The sequence below is a fragment of the Cumulibacter manganitolerans genome, from assembly GCF_009602465.1.
GTDB classification, from domain to species: Bacteria; Actinomycetota; Actinomycetes; order Mycobacteriales; family Antricoccaceae; genus Cumulibacter; species Cumulibacter manganitolerans.
Genome location: NZ_WBKP01000029.1, coordinates 26,227 through 45,681 on the forward strand (window position 1 = coordinate 26,227; position 19,455 = coordinate 45,681).

Here is a 19,455-nt window from a genome sequence, read left to right on the forward strand (position 1 = left end):
AGGTTAGCGGCCGCATGAAAAGATCGTCAGGTAAGGCACCCTCCCGCGAAGGACAGACCGACGTGACCAACATCGTCATCATCGGCGGCGGACCCGCCGGCTACGAATCGGCGTACGTCGCCGATTCTCTCGGCGCGACCGTGACCCTCGTCGAGGCCGACGCGCCCGGCGGGGCCTGCGTGCACTACGACTGCGTGCCCTCGAAGGCGTTCATCGCCTCCAGCGAGGTCGTCTCCAACACGCGGGACGCCGACGTGCTGGGCATCCGCATGCCGCCTGCCGACCAGATCACCGTCGACGCGCCGCAGGTGTACGCCCGCGTCAAGGAGCTCGCGCAGGCGCAGCTCGACGACGTCACGGCCGGCCTGGCGCGGACCAAGGTGAAGGTGGTCTGCGGCCGCGGCCGGCTGCTGCCGGCGGAGGGCAAGGGCGGCCACCCCGTCGAGATCACGCCCACCGACGGCCCGGCGTACGTCGAGCAGGCGGACGTCGTGCTGCTGGCCACCGGCGCCAGCCCGCGCGTCGTGAGCGGCGCCGAGCCGGACGGCGAGCGGATCCTCGACTGGCGGCAGGTCTACGACCTGCCGGACCTGCCCAGCAAGCTGATCATCATCGGCTCGGGCGTCACCGGCGCTGAGTTCGCCTCGGCGTACAACGAGATGGGTGTCGACGTCACGCTGATCGCCTCGCGCGACCGGGTGCTTCCCCACGAGGACGGCGATGCGGCCCGCCTGCTGGAGGAGGCGTTCGCGCGGCGCGGCATGACGATCCTGACCCACGGCCGCGCGAGCTCGGTCACCAATACCGGCGACGGCGTCCGCGTCGAGCTGGCCGACGGCCGTGTGATCGAGGGATCGCACTGCCTGATGACCGTCGGGTCGGTCCCCAACACCGGGGGTCTCGGCCTCGAGGACGCCGGCGTCGCGACGGACGACGGCGGGTTCGTGCGGGTCGACCGCGTCTCGCGCACGTCGGTGCCCGGGGTGTACGCCGCGGGCGACGTGACGGGGGTGCTGATGCTCGCCTCGGTCGCGGGCATGCAGGGACGCATCGCGATGTGGCACGCGCTCGGCGAGGCGGTCGCCCCGCTGCAGCTGAAGACCGTGTCCTCGAACATCTTCACCCACCCGGAGATCGCGACCGTCGGCATCGGCGAGCGGACCATCGACGACCGCGACATGGACGTCCGGTCGGTCACCCTGCCGCTGCGCACGAACGCCCGCGCCAAGATGGCCGAGCTCACCGACGGCTTCATCAAGCTGTTCTGCCGGCCGACCACCGGCGTGGTGATCGGCGGCGTCGTGGTCGCGCCGCACGCGAGCGAGCTGATCATGCCGATCACCCTCGCCGTCCAGCAGCGGCTGACGGTCCAGCAGATCGCGCACACCTTCACGGTGTACCCCTCGATCACCGGCTCGATCAGCGAGGCGGCCCGCCGGCTCATCGAGCACGACGACCTCGACTAGCTCGGGCCGCGGAGCCCAACGGTTGGCTACCCGCCGGTAGTTTCCCCTGATGCAGCAAGAACGCTGCATCGGGGGAACATCCACCGAGACGTGCGCGGCCGGGGCGTCGGCGGCCGGGGCCATCGGGTGGCCGTCGGCGCCCGAGCTGCGGCCAGGCCGGGTGCCGCGTCGTCGTCCACACCCGCCCTCGGTGTCCACAGGCCGGCGGCCGGTGCTGCCGGCCGACGATGCATCGCGCGACGCTGGGGCGGTGAGCAAGCTCAGGGTCGATGGCGACGCGTTGGCGGCGCTCGCCGACGCGGACGGCGTCATCGACGCCGACGCGCTGCGCTCCATCGCGGTGACCCGCTTGGTGCAGGCGCGGCTGCTCGGTGCCGGGCTGCTGCACCAGCTCGCGCCCACGCTCTTCGCGGTCGCGCCGGTGAGCTGGCGCAGCCGGGTCGGCGCGGCCCTGCGGCTCGGCGGCCCGCGCGCGGCGACCTACGGCCCGACGTCCCTCGCCCTGCACGGCGTCGGCGACGAGTCGCTGCCGGTGCACGTCGTGCTGCCGCCGGCCGTCCGCGTGCGGGATCGTGACTGGGTCCGCTTCCACCGCAGCGACCTCGACCGGCTCGTGCTGGTCAACCACGCGCCGCGGCGCGTGGGACTCGACGACAGCGTCGTCGACGCGGTCGGGATGCTCGACGAGCTGGCGGCGGTCGCGCTGATCACCCGCGTCGTCCAGGAGCGCCGTACGACCGCGCTGCGGCTGCTGCAGGTCGCGCAGCGGCGACCGCGCCTGCCGCACCGACGGATCGTGCTGCTGGTCCTGCGCGACGGCGCGGGGATCGAGAGCGCGCTCGAGTGGGTGTACGCCGACCGCGTCGAGCGGCCGCACGGGATCGCGCCGATGCGGCGGCAGTTCGTGGTACCCGAGACCGGCCACCGCGCCGACGGCGCGTTCGTCGATCGCCGGTGGCTCATCCACCTCGACGGTGCGGCGTACCACGACGCGGACGCCGACCGGAGGCTCGACGTCCGCCACGCGGCGCTCGGGTACAGCTCGTCGCGGCTGACGTGGTCGGACTGCTGGGGCACCCCGTGCGCGACCGCCAGGCTGCTGGCCGGGGGTGAGCCGCCCCGGCGCTGTCGGCGTTGTCCACCCGCGCCCGGCCGGACCGTCCTCTGACTACCCACCGGTAGTCTTCCTCCGATGCAGCGGGAACGCTGCATCGGGGGAACATCGCAAGACCGACGCTCAGCGCCACTGATGCGGGCTCGGCGCTAGGCGCCCACCGATGGGAACGGCGTCGTCGTCGAGCCGGTCCCCAGCGCGTTCGGGTCCCAGGGCCCCTCGCATCCGCGATAGCCGACGACCGGGTCCCACAGCCCGTCGACGGGATCGAACCGGATGTTCTGCGCCCACCGGGCGCAGCCGGTCCAGTACTCCTCCAGCGACGGGGCGATCACCTCCTTGATCCGGGCCTCGTTGTAGGAGAACCACACCGCACCGGTGATCCGGTCCACCGCGACGACGTCCTTGGGCGAGGACGTCAGCAGTGGCCACCAGGAGTCCTCCCAGTACGGATCGGCCTCCCCGAAACGGCGGGCGTACCCGCCCTTCATCGCCGCGTACGCGCGGGAGCGCTCCTCGCCGAGCAACTCGGCCATCATCATCAGCTCCGGCGCCCGCCCGTCGTACCGCGCCCGCCACGACACGAGGTCGAGCCCGTCCGCGACGGCGTAGGTGGCGGCGACCGAGGCCGGGACGTCGTCCGCCTCGACGGCCCGCCCCGGCCGGAGCAGCGCGCGGTCGAAACCGCGATCGACGAGAACGGCGAGCAGGGCCTCGAACGACGTGCTCATCGACCGGGCTGCCCGAGGCGCTCTGCGCAGAGGTGGGCGCGGTGCTCGGTCATCAGCGGGACGTGCTCGCCGAACCCGTTCCAGCCCCGGTCCGCCCGCAGGAAGGGCTGGGCACCGATCGCCTCGTAGACCGAGTGCTTCCAGGCGTAGGCCTCGGGCGTCGCGGCGCCCTCATCGAAGGGCGGTGGCTCCTCCGTGGCCCACACGACGTATCCGCCGTGGCTGAGCACCCGCCGCCGCGCTCCCGCCCGTTCGAGGCGGTCGGCACCCCACCGCGCGACGAAAGCGGGCCCGAAGACCTGCACCCAGAAGACATCGGGAAGGTGCATCTCCAGCGCCTGGAACGGCGGCGGCCGCCACGCCGGCGGCGCGCCACCGGCGGGAGACGGCCCGTGCCTGCCGACGCGGTCGGCGAGGAAGCGGCCCCGCTGCTGATGCACGTGCTCGACCTGCGCGAGGAAGCCGTAGGAGGCTTCGATCGCCTCGGCGAGCCTCGCCAGCAGCTCGCCGAGATCGCCCGGCGACCGCGGTGCCAGCAGGAGCTCCACCTTGCTGGGTCGGACGAAGCCCGGGGGATGGCGGCGGAATGGGTCCGCCACGTACGACACCGTGCCAGTCCCGCCTCCGTGCGGAGCGGCCAGGTGCACGACAGCCTGCGGCCGGTCGGCCTGTCGGGTGGCCAGCTCGACCAGCTGGCCCGGGAGGTCGGAGACCGTCGTCCGCGCCGGGTCCCGCGCACCCACCCGCGTCGGGGCGTGCTGGGGAAACGTCTCGAGCACCCGAGCCACGCGGGCGACGAACTCCGCCGCGCCGGGTCGGGCGACGGTCACGAGCTCGAGGGAGTAGGTGGGCGCCGTGGCCTGCGGAGCGCGCGCTGGTTCGGTCACGCACCGATCATCGCGCAGGTCACCCGGCGAAGCGCTGTCGGGAGTGGCCGTCGCGGCCGAACGGGTCGGCCGAGGCAGGCATGGACAGAACACGTAAAGGGGACCCGATTCCGGACCGGTGCACTGTTGACATGTGCGTCAACTGTTGCCATCGTCACAGGTATGGCGCTTGATGAGGCATCACAACAATTTCTGGTAGCAATGGCCGAGGGCGGCTCGCCGCCCCTCTACGAGCAGACGCCCGCGATGGCCCGCACGACCGGTCCGATCTTCGCGGGAATGAGCGGTCCGGGACCGGAGGTCGGGGAGGTCCGCGACCTTGAGCTGGACGGCGCGAACGGGCAGTTCCGCGCGCGCGTCCTGAAACCCAAGGGCGACCCGAAGGCGATCATCGTCTACTACCACGGCGGCGGCTGGGTGATCGGCGACATCGACCTGCAGTACGACACGGTGGCGCGGCAGCTGGTCGACAAGAGCGGCTGCACGGTGGTGATGATCAACTACCGCAAGGCCCCCGAGTTCCCGTTCCCCACCGCGGTCGACGACTCGTACGCCGGTCTCGAGTGGGTCGACGCGCACCGCGACGAGCTGGCTCCCGCGGGCGCGCCGCTGATCGTCGCCGGTGACAGCGCGGGCGGCAACCTGAGCGCGGTGATGGCGCTGCGCTCGCGCGACCGCGGCGGCCCCAAGATCGACTTCCAGGTGCTCGTCTACCCGGTCACCGACTGCGACTTCGAGCGTGCGTCGTACAACGCCGAGTCCAACCAGCTGCTGCTGGACCGCAAGCTGATGGAGTGGTTCTTCGCGCACTACGAGCCCGACCCCGAGGCGCGCAAGCACCCCGACATCTCCCCGATCCGCCACGAGAACCTCGGCGGCCTGCCGCCGGCGTTCGTCTACGTCGCCGAGTGCGACCCGTTGCACGACGAGGGCGTCGAGTACGCCGAGAAGCTCAAGCAGGCCGGCAACGAGGTCGAGCTGGCGGAGGCCGAGGGCCAGATGCACGCCTTCTTCCAGATGGCCAACATCCTGCCGGGCTATGCCAAGGGCATAGACCTGGTCGTCAACAAGATCAACGGGTTCGTAGCGAAAGCAGGGAAGCAATGACCACGACGACTACCCGAGAAGAGGCTGCTCAGCAGGGCGCCGAGCAGGCGAAGGTCGACTACGACGTCGTCATCGTCGGAGCCGGCTTCTCCGGCATGTACCAGCTGCACAAGCTGCGTCAGCAGGGGATGACGGCGCACGTGTTCGAGACCGGCGACGACGTCGGCGGCACCTGGTTCTGGAACCGGTATCCCGGCGCGCGGGTCGACATCGAGTCGCACCACTACTCCTTCGGCTTCGACGAGCAGCTGCAGCAGGAGTGGGACTGGCAGGAGCGCTACGCGCCGCAGCCCGAGTTGCTGGCCTACGCGCGACACGTCTCCGAGCGGTACGACCTGCGCAAGGACATCAGCTTCTCCACGAAGGTCGAGGCGCTGGATTGGGACGACGCGTCGGGCACCTGGACGGTCCGCACCGACAACGGCGACCCGGTCACTTGCCGGTTCGTCATCCTCGCCACGGGCTGCCTGTCGGTACCGCAGCGCCCGAAGTTCGAAGGCCTCGACGACTTCAAGGGCGAGCTGTACTACACCTCCAGCTACCCCAAGGAGGGCGTCGACCTCTCGGGCAAGAAGGTCGCGGTGATCGGCACCGGATCGTCGGGCCTGCAGACGATCACCGCGATCGCGCCCGAGGTCGGCGAGCTGACGGTCTACCAGCGCACGCCCTCGTTCGCCGTACCGGCGCGCAACTACGAGCTCAGCGACGAGGACCGGCAGAAGTACAAGGCCAACTACTCGGAGATCCGCACGAAGAACTTCGCGTCGAAGGTCGGTTTCGACGACGGCCAGAAGGCCGGCGTCCTCGCCTCGGAGCTGCCGCCGGACGAGGTCCGCGCGATGCAGGACGATCGGTGGGAGTTCGGCGGCCTGAGCTACGGGTTCGCGTTCGGCGACATCCTGCTGGACGCGGCCGTCAACGAGCAGTTCGCCGAGTACGTGCGCGAGCGGATCCGCGAGCGCGTCAAGGATCCCGAGCTCGCCGAGAAGCTTTCGCCGCGCACCTACCCGATCGCCAGCAAGCGGATGTGCGTCGACACCGGCTACTTCGAGGTCTACAACCAGGACAACGTCACGCTGATCGACATCCACGAGAAGCCGATCGAGAAGTTCACCGAGGGCGGGATCATCGCCGGCGGCGAGGAGCGTGAGTACGACGTCGTCATCCTCGCGACCGGGTTCGACGCGATGACCGGCGCGGTCAACAAGATCGACATCACGGCACGCGGTAAGAAGCTGCGGGAGCACTGGGCGCACGGTCCGCAGACGTACCTCGGCCTGATGGTCAGCGGGTTCCCGAACCTGCTGATGATCACCGGCCCGCAGAGCCCGTCGGTGCTGACGAACATGATGACGTCGATCGAGTACGACGTCGACTGGATCAGCCGGCTGCTGACGGACATGCGCGATCGGGGCAAGACGCGCATCGAGGCGCGCCCGGAGTCCGAGCAGTGGTGGGTGAAGGCCAACAACGACATCGCCGCGCTGACGCTGATGCCGCAGGCCCACTCCTGGTACATGGGCGCCAACATCCCCGGCAAGGAGCAGGTGTTCATGCCGTGGGTGGGCGGTTCCGACGTCTACATGGCGATCTGTGAAGGGATCGCGCTCGCCGGCAACTACCACGGCTTCAAGATGCAGTAGCTCCGCCGTCCTCGCGCCGGTCACTCGACAGCGAGGTGCGCAGGGTTGCTCGACAGCAAGGGTGCGCGGGATTCGTCGCTGACGACGAATCCCGCGCACCTTGCTGGTAGGTAGGCGAAGCGGCCCCGCGGAGGCGACTGCGGACCACCTGCCGGCAGCGCCGCATCGTCGTCCCTAGAGCGCGATCGCGACCAGTGCGACGGCCGGGAGGATCACCGAGCCCACGGTGCCGCGGACGCTTCCGCCGCGCGGGCGCCAGTACCCGATCAGGTCGGCGACGCCCATGAACAACGACGAGAACAGCATGTAGATGCAGCACACGACCACCACGGTGGTTCCGGTCACCGCGTCGGCGTAGCCGACCATCCACAAGCCGATGAACGTGCCGACGCCGACGAGGGCGTTCCTGGCGCCGATGCAGAACGACCACAGGTGCACCTGCCGCAGGCCGCTCGCCTCGATGCCGAGAAACCGCTGCACCCAGGGGCGATCGATGAGGAAGGCCTCCAGGGGGAACACGACGATCAGCAGCAGCGCCGAGAGCCCGGCGGCGAGCTGCGCGACTGCGTTGATGGTGACCTCCGCCGAAGACTTGCGCCGGTGGCAATCGGCACGCGGGTAGTACCGACCTCCATGGTCGGCGCTCCCGATGGCTTGTCAAGCCCGCTCGCGGTGTCCGGCACCGCCGCCGGACAGGGTGCCCAAAAGCAAGGTGCGCGGGTTCGTCCCTAAGGACGAATCCCGCGCACCTTACTGGTAGGCAGTCGAAGCGGCGCCGCTACTCGGCGTCCTTGATCTCGCAGATCACGGTGCCCTGGGTGACCGGGTCGCCGGGGGAGCCCTGCAGGCCGGTGATCACGCCGTCCTTGTGCGCAGTCACCGGGTTCTCCATCTTCATCGCCTCGAGGACGACGACGAGTTCGCCGGCGGAGACCGACTGGCCCTCCTCGACGGCAACCTTGACGATGGTGCCCTGCATCGGGGCGGTGACCGAGTCGCCGGAGGCCGCGGAGCCGCTGCCGCCGCCCATCTTGCGCTTCTTCGCGGCCTTCTTCGGCCCGGTGCCGTTGCCGCCGAAGGACAGGTCGCCCGGCAGCGAGACCTCGACGCGCTTGCCGCCGACCTCGACGACGACCGTGTGCCGCGGCAGCGTCTCGTCGTGCGCCTCGGCGCCGCCGGTGAACGGCTCGACCTGGTTGTCGTACTCGGTCTCGATCCAGCGGGTGTGGACGTCGAAGCCCTCGGCGGGCTTGCCGTCCTTGTCGGCGGCGATGAACGCGGGGTCGCGGACGACGGCGCGGTGGAACGGGATGACCGTCGCCATGCCCTCGACCTGCAGCTCGTCGAGCGCGCGCCGCGAGCGCTCCAGCGCCTGCGTGCGGTCCTTGCCGGTGACGATCAGCTTGCCCAGCAGCGAGTCGAACTGGCCGCCGATGACCGAGCCGGTCTCGACGCCGAAGTCCATGCGCACGCCCGGGCCGGACGGCTCGACGAGCTTGGTGACGGTGCCCGGGGCGGGCAGGAAGTTGCGGCCGGCGTCCTCGCCGTTGATGCGAAACTCGAACGAGTGCCCGCGCGGCTCCGGATCCTCGGTGTACGGCATCGCCTTGCCCTCGGCGATGGCGAACTGCTCGCGGACGAGGTCGAAGCCGGAGGTCTCCTCGGTGACCGGGTGCTCGACCTGCAGGCGGGTGTTGACCTCGAGGAACGAGATCACGCCGTCCTGGCCGACGAGGAACTCGCAGGTGCCGGCGCCGTAGTAGCCGGCCTCCTTGACGATCTTCTTCGACGCCTCGTGCAGGCTGGCGCGCTGCTCCGCGGTCAGGAACGGCGCGGGCGCCTCCTCGACGAGCTTCTGGTTGCGGCGCTGCAGCGAGCAGTCGCGGCTGCCGACGACGATCACGTTGCCGTGCTGGTCGGCCAGCACCTGGGTCTCGACGTGCCGGGGCTTGTCCAGGAACCGCTCGACGAAGCACTCGCCGCGGCCGAACGCGCTCTCGGCCTCGCGGACGGCGGAGTGGAACAGCTCGGGGATCTCCTCCATCGTGCGGGCGACCTTCAGGCCGCGGCCGCCGCCGCCGAAGGCCGCCTTGATCGCGACCGGCAGGCCGTGCTCCTCCGCGAACGCGATGACCTCGTCCGGCCCGTTGACCGGGTCGGCGGTGCCGGGCACCAGCGGAGCGCCGGCCTTCATCGCGATGTGGCGGGCGGTGACCTTGTCGCCGAGCGCCTCGATCGCCGACGGCGGCGGACCGATCCAGATCAGGTCGGCGTCGATCACGGCCTGCGCGAAGTGCGCGTTCTCGGACAGGAAGCCGTAGCCGGGGTGGATCGCGTCGGCGCCGGACTTCTTGGCCGCGTCGATGAGCTTGTCGATCACCAGGTAGGACTCGGCCGACGTGCTGCCCCCGAGCGCCACGGCCTCGTCGGCCATGCGCACGAACGGCGCGTCACGGTCGGGGTCGGCGTACACCGCGACGGAGCCGATGCCGGCGTCCTTGCACGCGCGGATGACGCGTACGGCGATCTCACCGCGGTTGGCGACGAGCACCTTCTTGATGGCGGTGGTGTCGCCCTCGCTCTGTACAGGCATATCTGGCCTTTCTAATCCGTGCGTCAAACAGCTAGTTGAAAAGATTGAGTGATGTCGATGTCGAGCTCGGCGAGCATCCGACGGACGAGCGGGAGGCTGATCCCGATGACGTTAGTGTGATCGCCCTCGAGACGCTCGACGAACCAGCCGCCCAGACCGTCGATGGTGAACGATCCCGCGACGTGCAGCGGCTCGCCGGTGGCGACGTACGCCTCGATCTCCGCGTCGCTCATCGGCCCGATGTGCACCTCGGTGGACGCCGACGAGCTCGTCGAGCGGGCGCCCACGATGACGTGGTGGCCGGTGTGCAGCGTCCCGTGGTTGCCGCGCATCTGCCGCAGGCGGCGCGTGGCGTCACCCGCGTCGCTGGGCTTGCCGCGCACCTCGCCGTCCATCTCGAACATCGAGTCGCAGGCCACGACGACCGCGTCGTCGTCCGCGAGCTGGGTGGCGACCTCGCGACCCTTGGCCTCGGCGAGCGCGATGACCTTCTGCTGCGGCGACGCGTCGGGCATCAGCGCGAGCAGCGCATCCTCGTCGACGTCCGAGACGACGACCTCGGGCTCGATGCCGGCCGCCCGCAGCGTGGCCAGCCGGGCCGGCGAGCGGGAGGCGAGGACGAATCTCATCGGGGCTGGTACTCCGCCCGCCAGCCGCCGAATCCGGGACGGCCGATGCTGCGCATGCGGCGCGCCGGGCTCGCCCAGCCGCTGACCGGCTTCGGCGCCGGCGCCTTCTCGCCGCCGGACGCGGCCGCCGCCAGGACGAGCGTCAGCACCGCGATCTCCTCCGGGGTCGGATTTCCGGCCTCGATGGTGAAGAACGGCGTGGGCGGTGCGGTGGCATCGTCGGCGTGCGGCGTCTCGACGTCGCTCGTTCCTCGCTCGCTCGACGACCGTGAGGTGTCCGCGGGGGCGTCCGGGTCGGCCGGCTTCTGCTCGCTCACAGCGGGATGTTCCCGTGCTTCTTCGGCGGCAGCGTCGCGCGCTTGTTCTTCAGCGCCCGCAGCGCCCGGGTGATGTTCATCCGGGTGTTCGACGGGTTGATGACCGTGTCGATGTAGCCGCGCTCGGCCGCGATGTACGGGTTCGCCAGGTGCAGGTCGTACTCGTCGATGAGCTCCTTGCGCTTGGCCTCGACGTCGCCGCCCTCCTCCTGGACCTTCTTGAGGGTGTTGCGGTGCAGGATGTTGACCGCGCCCTGGGCACCCATCACCGCGATCTGGCCGGTCGGCCACGACAGGTTGATGTCGGCCCCGAGGTGCTTGGAGCCCATCGCGTCGTACGCGCCGCCCATCGCCTTGCGGGTGATGACGGTGACCAGCGGGACGGTCGCCTCGGCGTACGCATAGAGCAGCTTCGCGCCGCGGCGGATGATGCCGTTCCACTCCTGGCTGGTGCCGGGCAGGAAGCCGGGCACGTCGACGAACGTGATGACCGGGACGTTGAACGCGTCGCAGGTACGGATGAACCGGGCGGCCTTCTCCGAGGAGTCGATGTCGAGGGTGCCGGCCAGCTGCATCGGCTGGTTGGCGACGACGCCGACGGACTGCCCGTCGATGCGCGCGAAGCCGCACAGGATGTTCGGCGCGAACATCGGCTGCACCTCGAGGAACTCGCCGTCGTCCACGACGTGCTCGATGATCGCCTTCATGTCGTACGGCGTGTTGGGCGAGTCGGGGATCGCGGTGTCGAGCCAGAGGTCCTCTTCGCGGCCCTGGAGGTCCTCGCCCTGGCCCTCGAGCTCGGGCGGGGTGTCCATGTTGTTGGAGGGCAGGTACGACAGCAGGGCCTTGACGTACTCGATGGCCTCCTCCTCGTCGCTGCCCATGTAGTGCGCGACGCCGGAGCGGCTGTTGTGCGCCTTCGCGCCGCCGAGCTCCTCCATGCCGACGTCCTCACCGGTGACCGTCTTGATGACGTCGGGGCCGGTGATGAACATGTGCGAGGTCTGGTCGACCATCACGGTGAAGTCGGTGATCGCGGGGGAGTAGACGGCGCCGCCGGCGCACGGGCCCATGATCAACGAGATCTGCGGGACGACGCCCGAGGCGTGCACGTTGCGGCGGAAGATCTCGCCGTACAGGCCGAGCGAGACGACACCCTCCTGGATGCGCGCGCCGCCGGAGTCGTTCAGGCCGATGACGGGGCAGCCGATCTTCATCGCGAAGTCCATGACCTTGACGATCTTCTCGCCGAAGACCTCGCCGAGCGAGCCGCCGAAGACGGTGAAGTCCTGCGCGAAGACGGCCACCTGGCGGCCGTCGATGGTGCCGTATCCGGTGACGACGCCGTCGCCGTACGGCCGGGTCTTCTCCTGCCCGAAGGCGGTCGAGCGGTGCCGGGCGTACTTGTCCATCTCGATGAACGTTCCCGGGTCGAGCAGCATCTCGATGCGCTCGCGGGCGGTCTTCTTGCCGCGCGCGTGCTGCTTCTCGACGGCGCGCTCGGAACCGGCGTGGGCGACCTCGGCCTTGCGGCGTTCGAGGTCGGCGATCTTGCCCGCCGTCGTGGTCAGGTCGATCTCGGGTGCGGCGTTTGCGGTATCGGTCACGGATTGCACTTTAACGCCCGCGACGCGCGGGGCTGCGCCGGGTTCCGGAGGCAGCGACGCGGCGGCGTGCGCGATCCGGGGCGCGGAACTATTCGGTCGGGCGACCGAAGCGGCTATCGTCGGCAGATGACCTCCGCAGCGCAGGATCGGGCGTGACCCGCGCCCGGCGGGTGCGACCGGCCGCCCCGGGTGCGCCGCCCGGGAACAGACCGGGAGCGCCGCCGCCCCCGGACGGGCCGTGGCGGGCGCTGCGTACCGCGGGGGGACCGATCGCGGTCGTCGACCTGGACGCCTTCGACGCCAACGCCGAAGGCCTGCTGCGGCGCGCCGCCGGGACACCTATCCGCGTGGCGTCCAAGTCCGTGCGGTCGCGGGCGCTGATCTCGCGGGTCCTGCAGATGGAGGGGTACGCCGGCGTCCTCGGCTACTCGGTACGCGAGGCCGTCTGGCTCGCCGAGCACGGCATCCGGGACGTCGTCGTCGCCTACCCGTCCGTCGACCGCGACGCGATCGCCGCCGTGGCCTCCTCGCCCGCGCTCGCCGAGCAGATCTGCTTCATGGTCGACCTGCCGGAGCACGTCCGGCTGCTCGTCGACCTGGCGGTCCTCGCCGGCGCGCGGCTGCGGGTGGCGATCGACGCCGACTGCTCGCTGCGGCTCGGACCCCTCAGCGTCGGCGTGCACCGATCAAAGGTGCGCACCCCCGAGGACGCCGGGCGCCTCGCCGGGCTGATCGCGCGGACCCCCGGCGTCCGGCTCTGCGGCCTCATGCTCTACGAGGCGCAGGTCGCCGGCGTCCCCGACGACCGCCGCGGCATCCGCCTCGTGAAGCGGCTCTCCAACGACCAGCTGAGCCGTCGCCGGCGGGAGATCCGGGCCGCCGTGGAGGGGCACGGGAGCCTCGAGCTCGTCAACGGCGGCGGCACCGGCAGCCTGCACACCACGCGGCTCGACCCCGCCGTCACCGAGCTCGCCGCCGGGTCGGGCCTGTTCATGCCAGCCAGCTTCGACGGGTTCGCGGACCTCGGGACGCGGCCCGCGGCGTGGTTCGCCTCGCCGGTCACCCGCAAGCCCGCCGACGACGTGGTGGTGACCTTCAGCGGCGGCTATCACGCCTCGGGCGCCCCCGGACGCTCGCGGCTGCCGGTGCCGACCTACCCCGCCGGGCTGTCCTACTTCGCGCAGGAAGGCGCCGGGGAGGTGCAGACCCCGCTGCGCGGGGCCGCGGCCCGCCGGCTGAACGTCGGCGACCTCGTGTGGTTCCGGCACGCGAAGGCGGGGGAGATGTGCGAGCGGTTCACCGAGCTGCTGCTGGTCCGCGGCGGCCAGGTGGTCGAGCGGGTCCCGACGTACCGCGGGGAGGGGCAGAGCTTTGGCTGAGTGGACCAACTGGACCGGCACCAGCACGGCGTCCGGCATCGACGTCGTCCGGGTGCGCGACGTGGACCACCTGCGCCAGGTCTGCGCCGGCGCGTCCGCGCGCGGCGGCCGGCTCAAGCCGATCGGGGCGGCGCACTCCTTCACCGGCATCGGCCAGCCGGTCCAGACGCAGCTGGACGTGTCGCGGCTCAGTGGCCTCATCAGCGTCGACGCGGAGCGCTCGCGGGCCTGGCTCGGCGCCGGAACCCGGCTGGGCGACGCGGTGCGCGCGCTGCACGACGCGGGGCTCGGGCTGTCGAACCAGGGCGACTACGACCGGCAGACGCTCGCCGGCGCCACCTCCACGGGGACGCACGGCACCGGCCTCGGGCTGACCGGGTTCGCCGGCATGGTGCGCGGCGTCGAGGTCGTGCTGGCCGACGGCAACCTGCTGCGCGTCACCGAGACCGAGAACGCCGAGCTGCTGCCGGCGATGTCGCTGAGCCTCGGCGCGCTCGGCGTCCTCACCGCCATCGAGTACCAGTGCGAGCCGCGCTACCTGCTGTCGGCACACGAGGGGCCAGCCCGCTTCGGCGCCGTCCTCGAGGAGCTCGACGAGCGGGTCGCGAGCGCCGACCACTTCGAGTTCTTCTGGTTCCCGGACACCGACCGGGTGCTCGCCAAGACCAACCGGCGCCATCGCGACGAGGCGCTGCGCGCGCCGCTGCCGGCCTGGAAGGACCGCCTGGACAACGACATCCTCTCCAACCGGGTGTTCGGCGTGGTCACCGCGCTGACCCGCCGGTTCCCGCGGCTGACCGCCCCGATCAACCAGGTCAGCGCGCGGGCCCTGTCGGAGAAGTCGTACACCGACTGGTCGCACGTCGTGTACCCCACCGAGCGCAACGTGCGGTTCTGCGAGTCGGAGTTCTCCGTGCCGCGGGCGGACGTCGTCGCCGTGCTGCGCCGGCTGGAGGCGTGGCACCGCGCGCACCGCTCGGCCACGCCGTTCCCCGTCGAGGTGCGCTTCACCGGCGCGGACGACCGGTGGCTGTCGACGTCGTACGACCGCGAGTCGGCGTACATCGCGGTGCACCAGGTCGCGGGGCGCCCGTACGAGGAGTACTTCCGCGCGTTCTGGGAGATCCTGCGCGACTACGAGGCGCGCCCGCACTGGGGGAAGCTGCACGAGCTCGCGGCGGCGGACCTGCGGCGGGTCTACCCGCGCTTCGACGACTTCGTCGCGGTGCGCGACCGGCTGGACCCGGCCCGGGTCTTCGCCAACCCCTACCTGGACCGCGTCCTCGGCCCGTGACCCTCTCCGATCCTGGTGCCGAGAGCCCGCTCCGCGGGTCACCGGTCGCACGACCGGGTGGGTAGGGTTCGGCGCATGATCGATGCGGATGCCGTACGCCGGGGGCTGGACTCGTTCTGGCAGGAGCTGCAGGTGGTCGCCGAGACGGGGTCCACCAACGACGACGTCCTGGCGCTCGCCGCCGAGGGCGCCCCGCAGGGGCTGGTGCGGGTCGCCGAGTTCCAGACGGCCGGCCGCGGGCGGCTGTCCCGGACCTGGCAGGCGCCGCCGGGCAGCTCGGCCATGTTCACGATGCTGCTGCGTCCCACCACGCCCGTCGCCCGCTGGGGCTGGATCCCGCTGATCGCCGGGCTCGGCGTGTACGACGCGCTCCTGGCCGCGGGCGCGGAGGTGGCCCTGAAGTGGCCCAACGACGTCCAGCTCGGGGACGACCGCCGCAAGTGCGGCGGGATCCTCACCCAGGCCACCACCGGAGCGGTGGTGGTCGGCATCGGGCTCAACGTCGTGCCGCACGACGGGCTGCCGAGCACGGCCGCCGCGATCCACCAGTTCTGGGACGCGCCGCGCGAGGACATCCTGCGCGCGGTGCTGAACGGGATCGGCCGGCGGTACGGCGCCTGGGAGGCCGCCGGCGGCGACGTCGCGCGCAGCGGGCTGCTCGCGGCGTACCGCTCGGCCTGCGGGACGATCGGCCGGCGGGTCCGGGTGCTGCTGCCGGGTCCGCCTCCGGCCGCCTCCGGCCAGGGGGCGGAGGCCGGGACGGAGCACGCGGTGGAAGGCGATGCCGTGGGCGTCGACGAGGACGGCCGGCTGGTCGTCGAGACCGCGTCGGGCCCGCTGGTGGTCGGCGCCGGCGACGTGGTGCACGTCCGTCCGGCGTGAGGCTCATGGGCGGTATGTGTCCGTGCTGCCGTCTAGCGTGGTCTCCATGACTGGAATGCGGCTGCGCTGGTACACCGTCGTCGTCGACAGCCTGGACGTGCGCGCCCAGGCCAGGTGGTGGGCGGAGGTGCTCGACTGGGTCCAGGTGTACGACGCCGACGACGAGTGCGTCATCGTGCCCCGGCACGCGAGCGCCGACCCGATCAGCGCCGAGGAATGGGATCGCGCCGGGCCGGGCATCGTGTTCGTGACGGTTCCCGAGACCAAGACCATCAAGAACCGGCTGCACCTCGACCTCGCGCCGCACCTCGACGACGACCGGGACGCCCAGATCGAGCGGCTGCTCGCCATGGGGGCCCGCCGCGTCGACGTCGGGCAGGACGACGAGAAGGTCGGCTGGACGGTGCTCGCGGACCCCGAGGGCAACGAGTTCTGCGTGCTGTCCTCCCGCGACCGGTAGCCCGTCGGGCCGCAGAACGACGCGCTTCCGGGCCGCTGTCGACTCCCGGCGGACACCGGCTCTCAGCGCTGTCGGTTTCCGGCAGGTCCGGGCCGTGGTCGCGTAGATTTGCTGGTAACGGCCGCGAGTGGAGGATCCGATGGGCTTTCCCGAGAACATCCTGACCAAGGACGAGAAGGTCGTACGCAGCCTGCACCCGCACTGGCTGACCGTCCTCGCGCCGACGGTGATCGGCATCCTGATCATCGCGGCGGCCTGGCTGATCGTCGCCATGACGCCGGTCAACCCGACCTGGGACGTCGTCGACTGGATCATCATCGGCCTCGGAGTCCTGCTGCTGATCATCTTCGTGCTGGTGCCGTTCCTGCGCTGGCGCACGACCCGCTACGTGATCACCACCAACCGGGTCGCCGTCCGCCGTGGCGTGCTGTCGAAGTCCGGCCAGGACATCGGCCTGTCGAAGATCACCGACGTCTCCTTCCACCAGTCGTTCCTCGATCGGATCATCCGCTCGGGCTCCCTGCACATCGAGACCGCGGGCGACGGGCCGGACGAGGACATCGCGAACATCCCGCGCAGCAACCAGGTGCAGCAGCTGCTCAACCGGCTCGTCGAGGAGGACGCCGCGCGCCGCGGCGGCTTCGGCGCGGGCGGGCACCGCGCGTACGACGCGACGTCCGGCAGCGGCTCGTACGGCGGCGCCGCGGCGAACGACGCCCGCGGCAGCGACCCGGCGTACGACCCCCGTGGGGAGCCGCGCCCGGACCGCACCGACCGCACCGACCGCGCGGAGCGCCGGCCGGACGCCGGACCGGACGAATGGGAGACCCCGCCGCTGCGCTGAGCAGCGAATCTGCCGGCGACGGGTCCGCCAGTCCGGGGAATCACAGCCGCGCGGGCGGCTCGCCGATCGCAGGTCCGAAATCTTGTCGGGGACCCGACCTACGTTGAGGACATGCGGATCCTGCACACCTCCGACTGGCACGTCGGACGCCGGTTCAACGAGACCGACGTGCTCGATCACCTCGGCGAGGTGATCGATGCGCTCATCGACGCCGTCCGTCGTGAGCGCATCGACGTCGTGGCCATCGCGGGCGACGTCTTCGACCGCGCCGCGCCCACCGCCGAGGCCACCGCGTTCCTGTCCGAGCGGCTGCGGCTCGTCCGCGCCGCCGGCGCACAGATCGTGATGATCAGCGGCAACCACGACGGAGCCTCCCGGCTCGGGTACGGCGGGTGGGCGGCCGCGGCCGGCGGCCTGCACTCGATCACCTCCGTCGCCCAGATCGGCAGCCCGGTCGAGATCGCCGACGAGCACGGGCCGGTCTACTTCTACGGCATCCCCTTCCTCGATCCCAAGATCGACCGGGGGCACTTCGGCGACGACGCGCTCGCCAGCCACGAGCTGATCCTGGACGCCGCGATGGACCGGGTGCGCGCCGACCTCGCGCAGCGCGAGGGCGACCGCTCGATCGTGCTCGCGCACTGCTTCGCGGTCGCCGGCGAGCGCGGCGCGCAGCTGCCGCAGGGCGAGCAGATCGCCGCCGACGTCACCGACTCCATGCGCTCGATCGCCTGCGGCGGCGTCGAGTGCGCGCCGACGGCGGTGTTCGAGGGCGTGTCGTACGTCGCCCTGGGGCACCTGCACTCGCGGAAGGTCCTCGCCGAGCACATCCGCTACAGCGGCTCGCCGCTGGCCTACTCCTTCGGCGACCGGGGACCGCGCGGGGCGTGGCTGCTCGATCTGGATGCGGACGGCGTCCGCGACGTCTCCTGGGTCGAGCTGCCCGTGCCGCGCCAGATGTCCTTGCTGACCGGGAGGATCGACGATCTGCTCGAGGATCCGGCGCACGAGCCGCTGACCGGGCACTGGATCAGCGCGGTGCTCACCGACCGGGCCTACCCGCTCGAGGCGATGCGCCGGCTGCGGGCCCGCTTCCCCTACTGCGTGCGGCTCGAGTTCCGCCCCGAGGCAGGCTCGACCGTGGCGGCGCGCAGCTACGCCGAGCGGGTCGCCGGCAAGAGCGACGAGGCGCTGACCACCGAGTTCGTGGCCGAGATGCGCGGCGGCGTGGCCGCGACCGACCTCGAGTCCGAGCTGATCCGCGCCGCTTTCGAGGAGCTGCGCTCGCGGGAGGCGATCGCATGAGGCTGCACGCGCTGACGATGACCGCGATCGGGCCCTATGCCGAGACCGAGCGGGTCGACTTCGACGCGCTCGCCGGTGACGGGCTGTTCCTGTTCGCCGGGCCGACCGGCGCCGGCAAGACGACCGTCCTGGACGCCGTCACCTTCGCGCTGTACGGCCGGCTGCCCGGCACCCGTGAGGGCCAGCTGTCGCGGCTCAAGAGCGACTTCGCGGCCGCCGACGTCCGGCCCGAGGTGGTGCTCGAGCTGACGGTCGGCGCGGAGCGGCTGCGGGTGCACCGGTCACCGTCGTACGAGCGGCCCAAGAAGCGCGGCGACGGCACCACCACCGAGCGGGCCTCGGTCGCCATCGAGCGGCAGGTCGACGGCGCCTGGATCGGCGTCGAGGGCGCGCGCAAGGAGAACGTCGCCAACGACTGGCTGGCCGAGCGCCTCGGCCTGACCTGCGATCAGTTCACCCAGGTCGTGCTGCTGCCGCAGGGCCAGTTCGCGGAGTTCCTGCACGCCTCCGACGACGTCCGCGAGAAGCTGCTCGTCTCGCTGTTCAACGCGCACCGGTTCAAGGACGTCGAGGACTGGTTCGACGACCGGCAGCGGACCGAGGCGGCGGTCGCGGCGGACGCCGAGGAGAAGGTCACCGCATTGCGCACCAAGGCGCAGGCCGTCGCCGACCTGGGCGACGACGACCTGCCCGAGGCGGTGGACGTCGAGTGGTTCGCCTCGCTCGCGGACTCGGTCCGCGCCCGCAGCGACGAGGCCGAGATCCGCGTCGACGTCGCTGCCCGGCTGCACGAGGAGGCCGCGGAGCGCCTGCTCGCGGCCGAGGACGTCGTCCGGCGCCAGCAGGAGCTGACCGAGGCGCGGCGGCTGCACGAGATCGTCGAGGTGCAGCGCGACGACATCGCGACGTTGCGCAGCCGGTACGAGCGCGCCGTCGCGGCTGCATCCGTCGCCCCACTGCTGATCGAGCTCGACCGGCGCCGCAGCACCGCCGAGGGGGCAGCGGCGCAGGCCGCCGCGTCCCGGCAGGCGCTGCTGGCCACCGAGCCCGACCTCGCCGAGCAGCCCGTCGACGCGGCTCGCGCGCGGCTGCGCGCGCTCACCTCGCGACGGGGCGCTCTCGACGACGTGATCGCCGCCGAGCGCGAGATCGCCGGCCAGCGCGCGGCGCTCGAGGCCGCCACCGAGGCGTTGGCGG

Annotated in this window: 18 protein-coding genes; 11 read left to right on the top strand and 7 right to left on the bottom strand. The window is 71.5% G+C overall.

Going from position 1 to position 19,455, the window contains the following annotated elements; translation table 11 throughout:
* Positions 1–62 precede the first annotated feature (62 nt).
* Together F8A92_RS11470 and F8A92_RS11475 are read left to right on the top strand one after the other, a co-directional pair.
* Positions 63–1,466 (top strand): NAD(P)H-quinone dehydrogenase, encoded by a 1,404-nt coding sequence (locus F8A92_RS11470; protein ID WP_153505300.1) that lies wholly within the window; start codon positions 63–65, stop codon positions 1,464–1,466.
* A gap of 250 nt (positions 1,467–1,716) precedes the next feature.
* On the top strand, positions 1,717–2,634 hold the full coding sequence (locus tag F8A92_RS11475) for a hypothetical protein (RefSeq protein ID WP_153505301.1): 918 nt from the start codon (positions 1,717–1,719) through the stop codon (positions 2,632–2,634).
* Positions 2,635–2,729: 95 nt separating this feature from the next.
* Here F8A92_RS11475 and F8A92_RS11480 read toward each other — a convergent pair whose 3' ends face one another.
* Together F8A92_RS11480 and F8A92_RS11485 are read right to left on the bottom strand one after the other, a co-directional pair.
* On the bottom strand, positions 2,730–3,311 hold the full coding sequence (locus F8A92_RS11480; RefSeq protein WP_153505302.1) for a hypothetical protein: 582 nt from the start codon (positions 3,309–3,311) through the stop codon (positions 2,730–2,732).
* The gene (locus F8A92_RS11485) at positions 3,308–4,198 is read right to left on the bottom strand and encodes a hypothetical protein (RefSeq protein ID WP_153505303.1); all 891 of its coding nucleotides are present in this window, start codon (positions 4,196–4,198) and stop codon (positions 3,308–3,310) included. Before F8A92_RS11485 ends, F8A92_RS11480 begins: the two co-directional genes overlap by 4 nt.
* Before the next feature lie 162 nt (positions 4,199–4,360).
* On the opposite strand from F8A92_RS11485, the gene F8A92_RS11490 reads away from it, so the two are divergent.
* The gene (locus F8A92_RS11490; protein ID WP_153505304.1) at positions 4,361–5,305 is read left to right on the top strand and encodes an alpha/beta hydrolase; all 945 of its coding nucleotides are present in this window, start codon (positions 4,361–4,363) and stop codon (positions 5,303–5,305) included.
* Complete coding sequence (locus tag F8A92_RS11495) at positions 5,302–6,948, top strand: flavin-containing monooxygenase (RefSeq protein ID WP_153505305.1); 1,647 nt, start codon at positions 5,302–5,304, stop codon at positions 6,946–6,948. Before F8A92_RS11490 ends, F8A92_RS11495 begins: the two co-directional genes overlap by 4 nt.
* Before the next feature lie 174 nt (positions 6,949–7,122).
* Here F8A92_RS11495 and F8A92_RS11500 read toward each other — a convergent pair whose 3' ends face one another.
* The 5 genes from F8A92_RS11500 to F8A92_RS11520 all read right to left on the bottom strand — a co-directional run bounded on the left by F8A92_RS11500 (position 7,123) and on the right by F8A92_RS11520 (position 12,094).
* Positions 7,123–7,599, bottom strand: coding sequence for a DUF1304 family protein (locus F8A92_RS11500; RefSeq protein WP_323368434.1), 477 nt, complete (start codon positions 7,597–7,599; stop codon positions 7,123–7,125).
* Positions 7,600–7,726: 127 nt separating this feature from the next.
* Complete coding sequence (locus tag F8A92_RS11505; protein WP_153505307.1) at positions 7,727–9,541, bottom strand: acetyl/propionyl/methylcrotonyl-CoA carboxylase subunit alpha; 1,815 nt, start codon at positions 9,539–9,541, stop codon at positions 7,727–7,729.
* Between the two features lie 23 nt (positions 9,542–9,564).
* Positions 9,565–10,170, bottom strand: a complete 606-nt coding sequence (locus tag F8A92_RS11510) for a Maf family protein (RefSeq protein WP_153505308.1) — start codon at positions 10,168–10,170, stop codon at positions 9,565–9,567.
* Complete coding sequence (locus tag F8A92_RS19045; protein WP_228389387.1) at positions 10,167–10,487, bottom strand: acyl-CoA carboxylase subunit epsilon; 321 nt, start codon at positions 10,485–10,487, stop codon at positions 10,167–10,169. Before F8A92_RS19045 ends, F8A92_RS11510 begins: the two co-directional genes overlap by 4 nt.
* On the bottom strand, positions 10,484–12,094 hold the full coding sequence (locus tag F8A92_RS11520; protein WP_153505309.1) for an acyl-CoA carboxylase subunit beta: 1,611 nt from the start codon (positions 12,092–12,094) through the stop codon (positions 10,484–10,486). The genes F8A92_RS19045 and F8A92_RS11520 overlap by 4 nt, the downstream gene beginning before the upstream one ends.
* A 152-nt stretch (positions 12,095–12,246) precedes the next feature.
* Between F8A92_RS11520 and F8A92_RS11525 the strand changes: the two genes are divergently transcribed.
* From F8A92_RS11525 to F8A92_RS11555, 7 genes are all read left to right on the top strand, one after another.
* Positions 12,247–13,473 carry an alanine racemase gene (locus F8A92_RS11525; RefSeq protein ID WP_228389388.1) on the top strand — a complete coding sequence of 409 codons (1,227 nt, stop codon included), beginning with the start codon at positions 12,247–12,249 and terminating at the stop codon, positions 13,471–13,473.
* Entirely contained in the window at positions 13,466–14,767 is a 1,302-nt protein-coding gene (locus F8A92_RS11530; protein ID WP_153505310.1) for a D-arabinono-1,4-lactone oxidase, read from the top strand. Before F8A92_RS11525 ends, F8A92_RS11530 begins: the two co-directional genes overlap by 8 nt.
* Before the next feature lie 75 nt (positions 14,768–14,842).
* Complete coding sequence (locus tag F8A92_RS11535; protein ID WP_153505311.1) at positions 14,843–15,649, top strand: biotin--[acetyl-CoA-carboxylase] ligase; 807 nt, start codon at positions 14,843–14,845, stop codon at positions 15,647–15,649.
* 46 nt (positions 15,650–15,695) lie between these two features.
* Positions 15,696–16,109 (top strand): VOC family protein, encoded by a 414-nt coding sequence (locus tag F8A92_RS11540; RefSeq protein ID WP_228389389.1) that lies wholly within the window; start codon positions 15,696–15,698, stop codon positions 16,107–16,109.
* A 139-nt stretch (positions 16,110–16,248) separates the two neighbouring features.
* Complete coding sequence (locus F8A92_RS11545; protein ID WP_153505312.1) at positions 16,249–16,953, top strand: PH domain-containing protein; 705 nt, start codon at positions 16,249–16,251, stop codon at positions 16,951–16,953.
* Between the two features lie 111 nt (positions 16,954–17,064).
* A complete protein-coding gene (locus F8A92_RS11550; protein ID WP_153505313.1) occupies positions 17,065–18,258 on the top strand; it encodes an exonuclease SbcCD subunit D in 1,194 nt (397 codons plus the stop codon).
* Positions 18,255–19,455: AAA family ATPase (locus F8A92_RS11555; RefSeq protein WP_153505314.1), on the top strand; the 1,201-nt coding region annotated here is incomplete at its 3' end. The genes F8A92_RS11550 and F8A92_RS11555, both read left to right, overlap by 4 nt.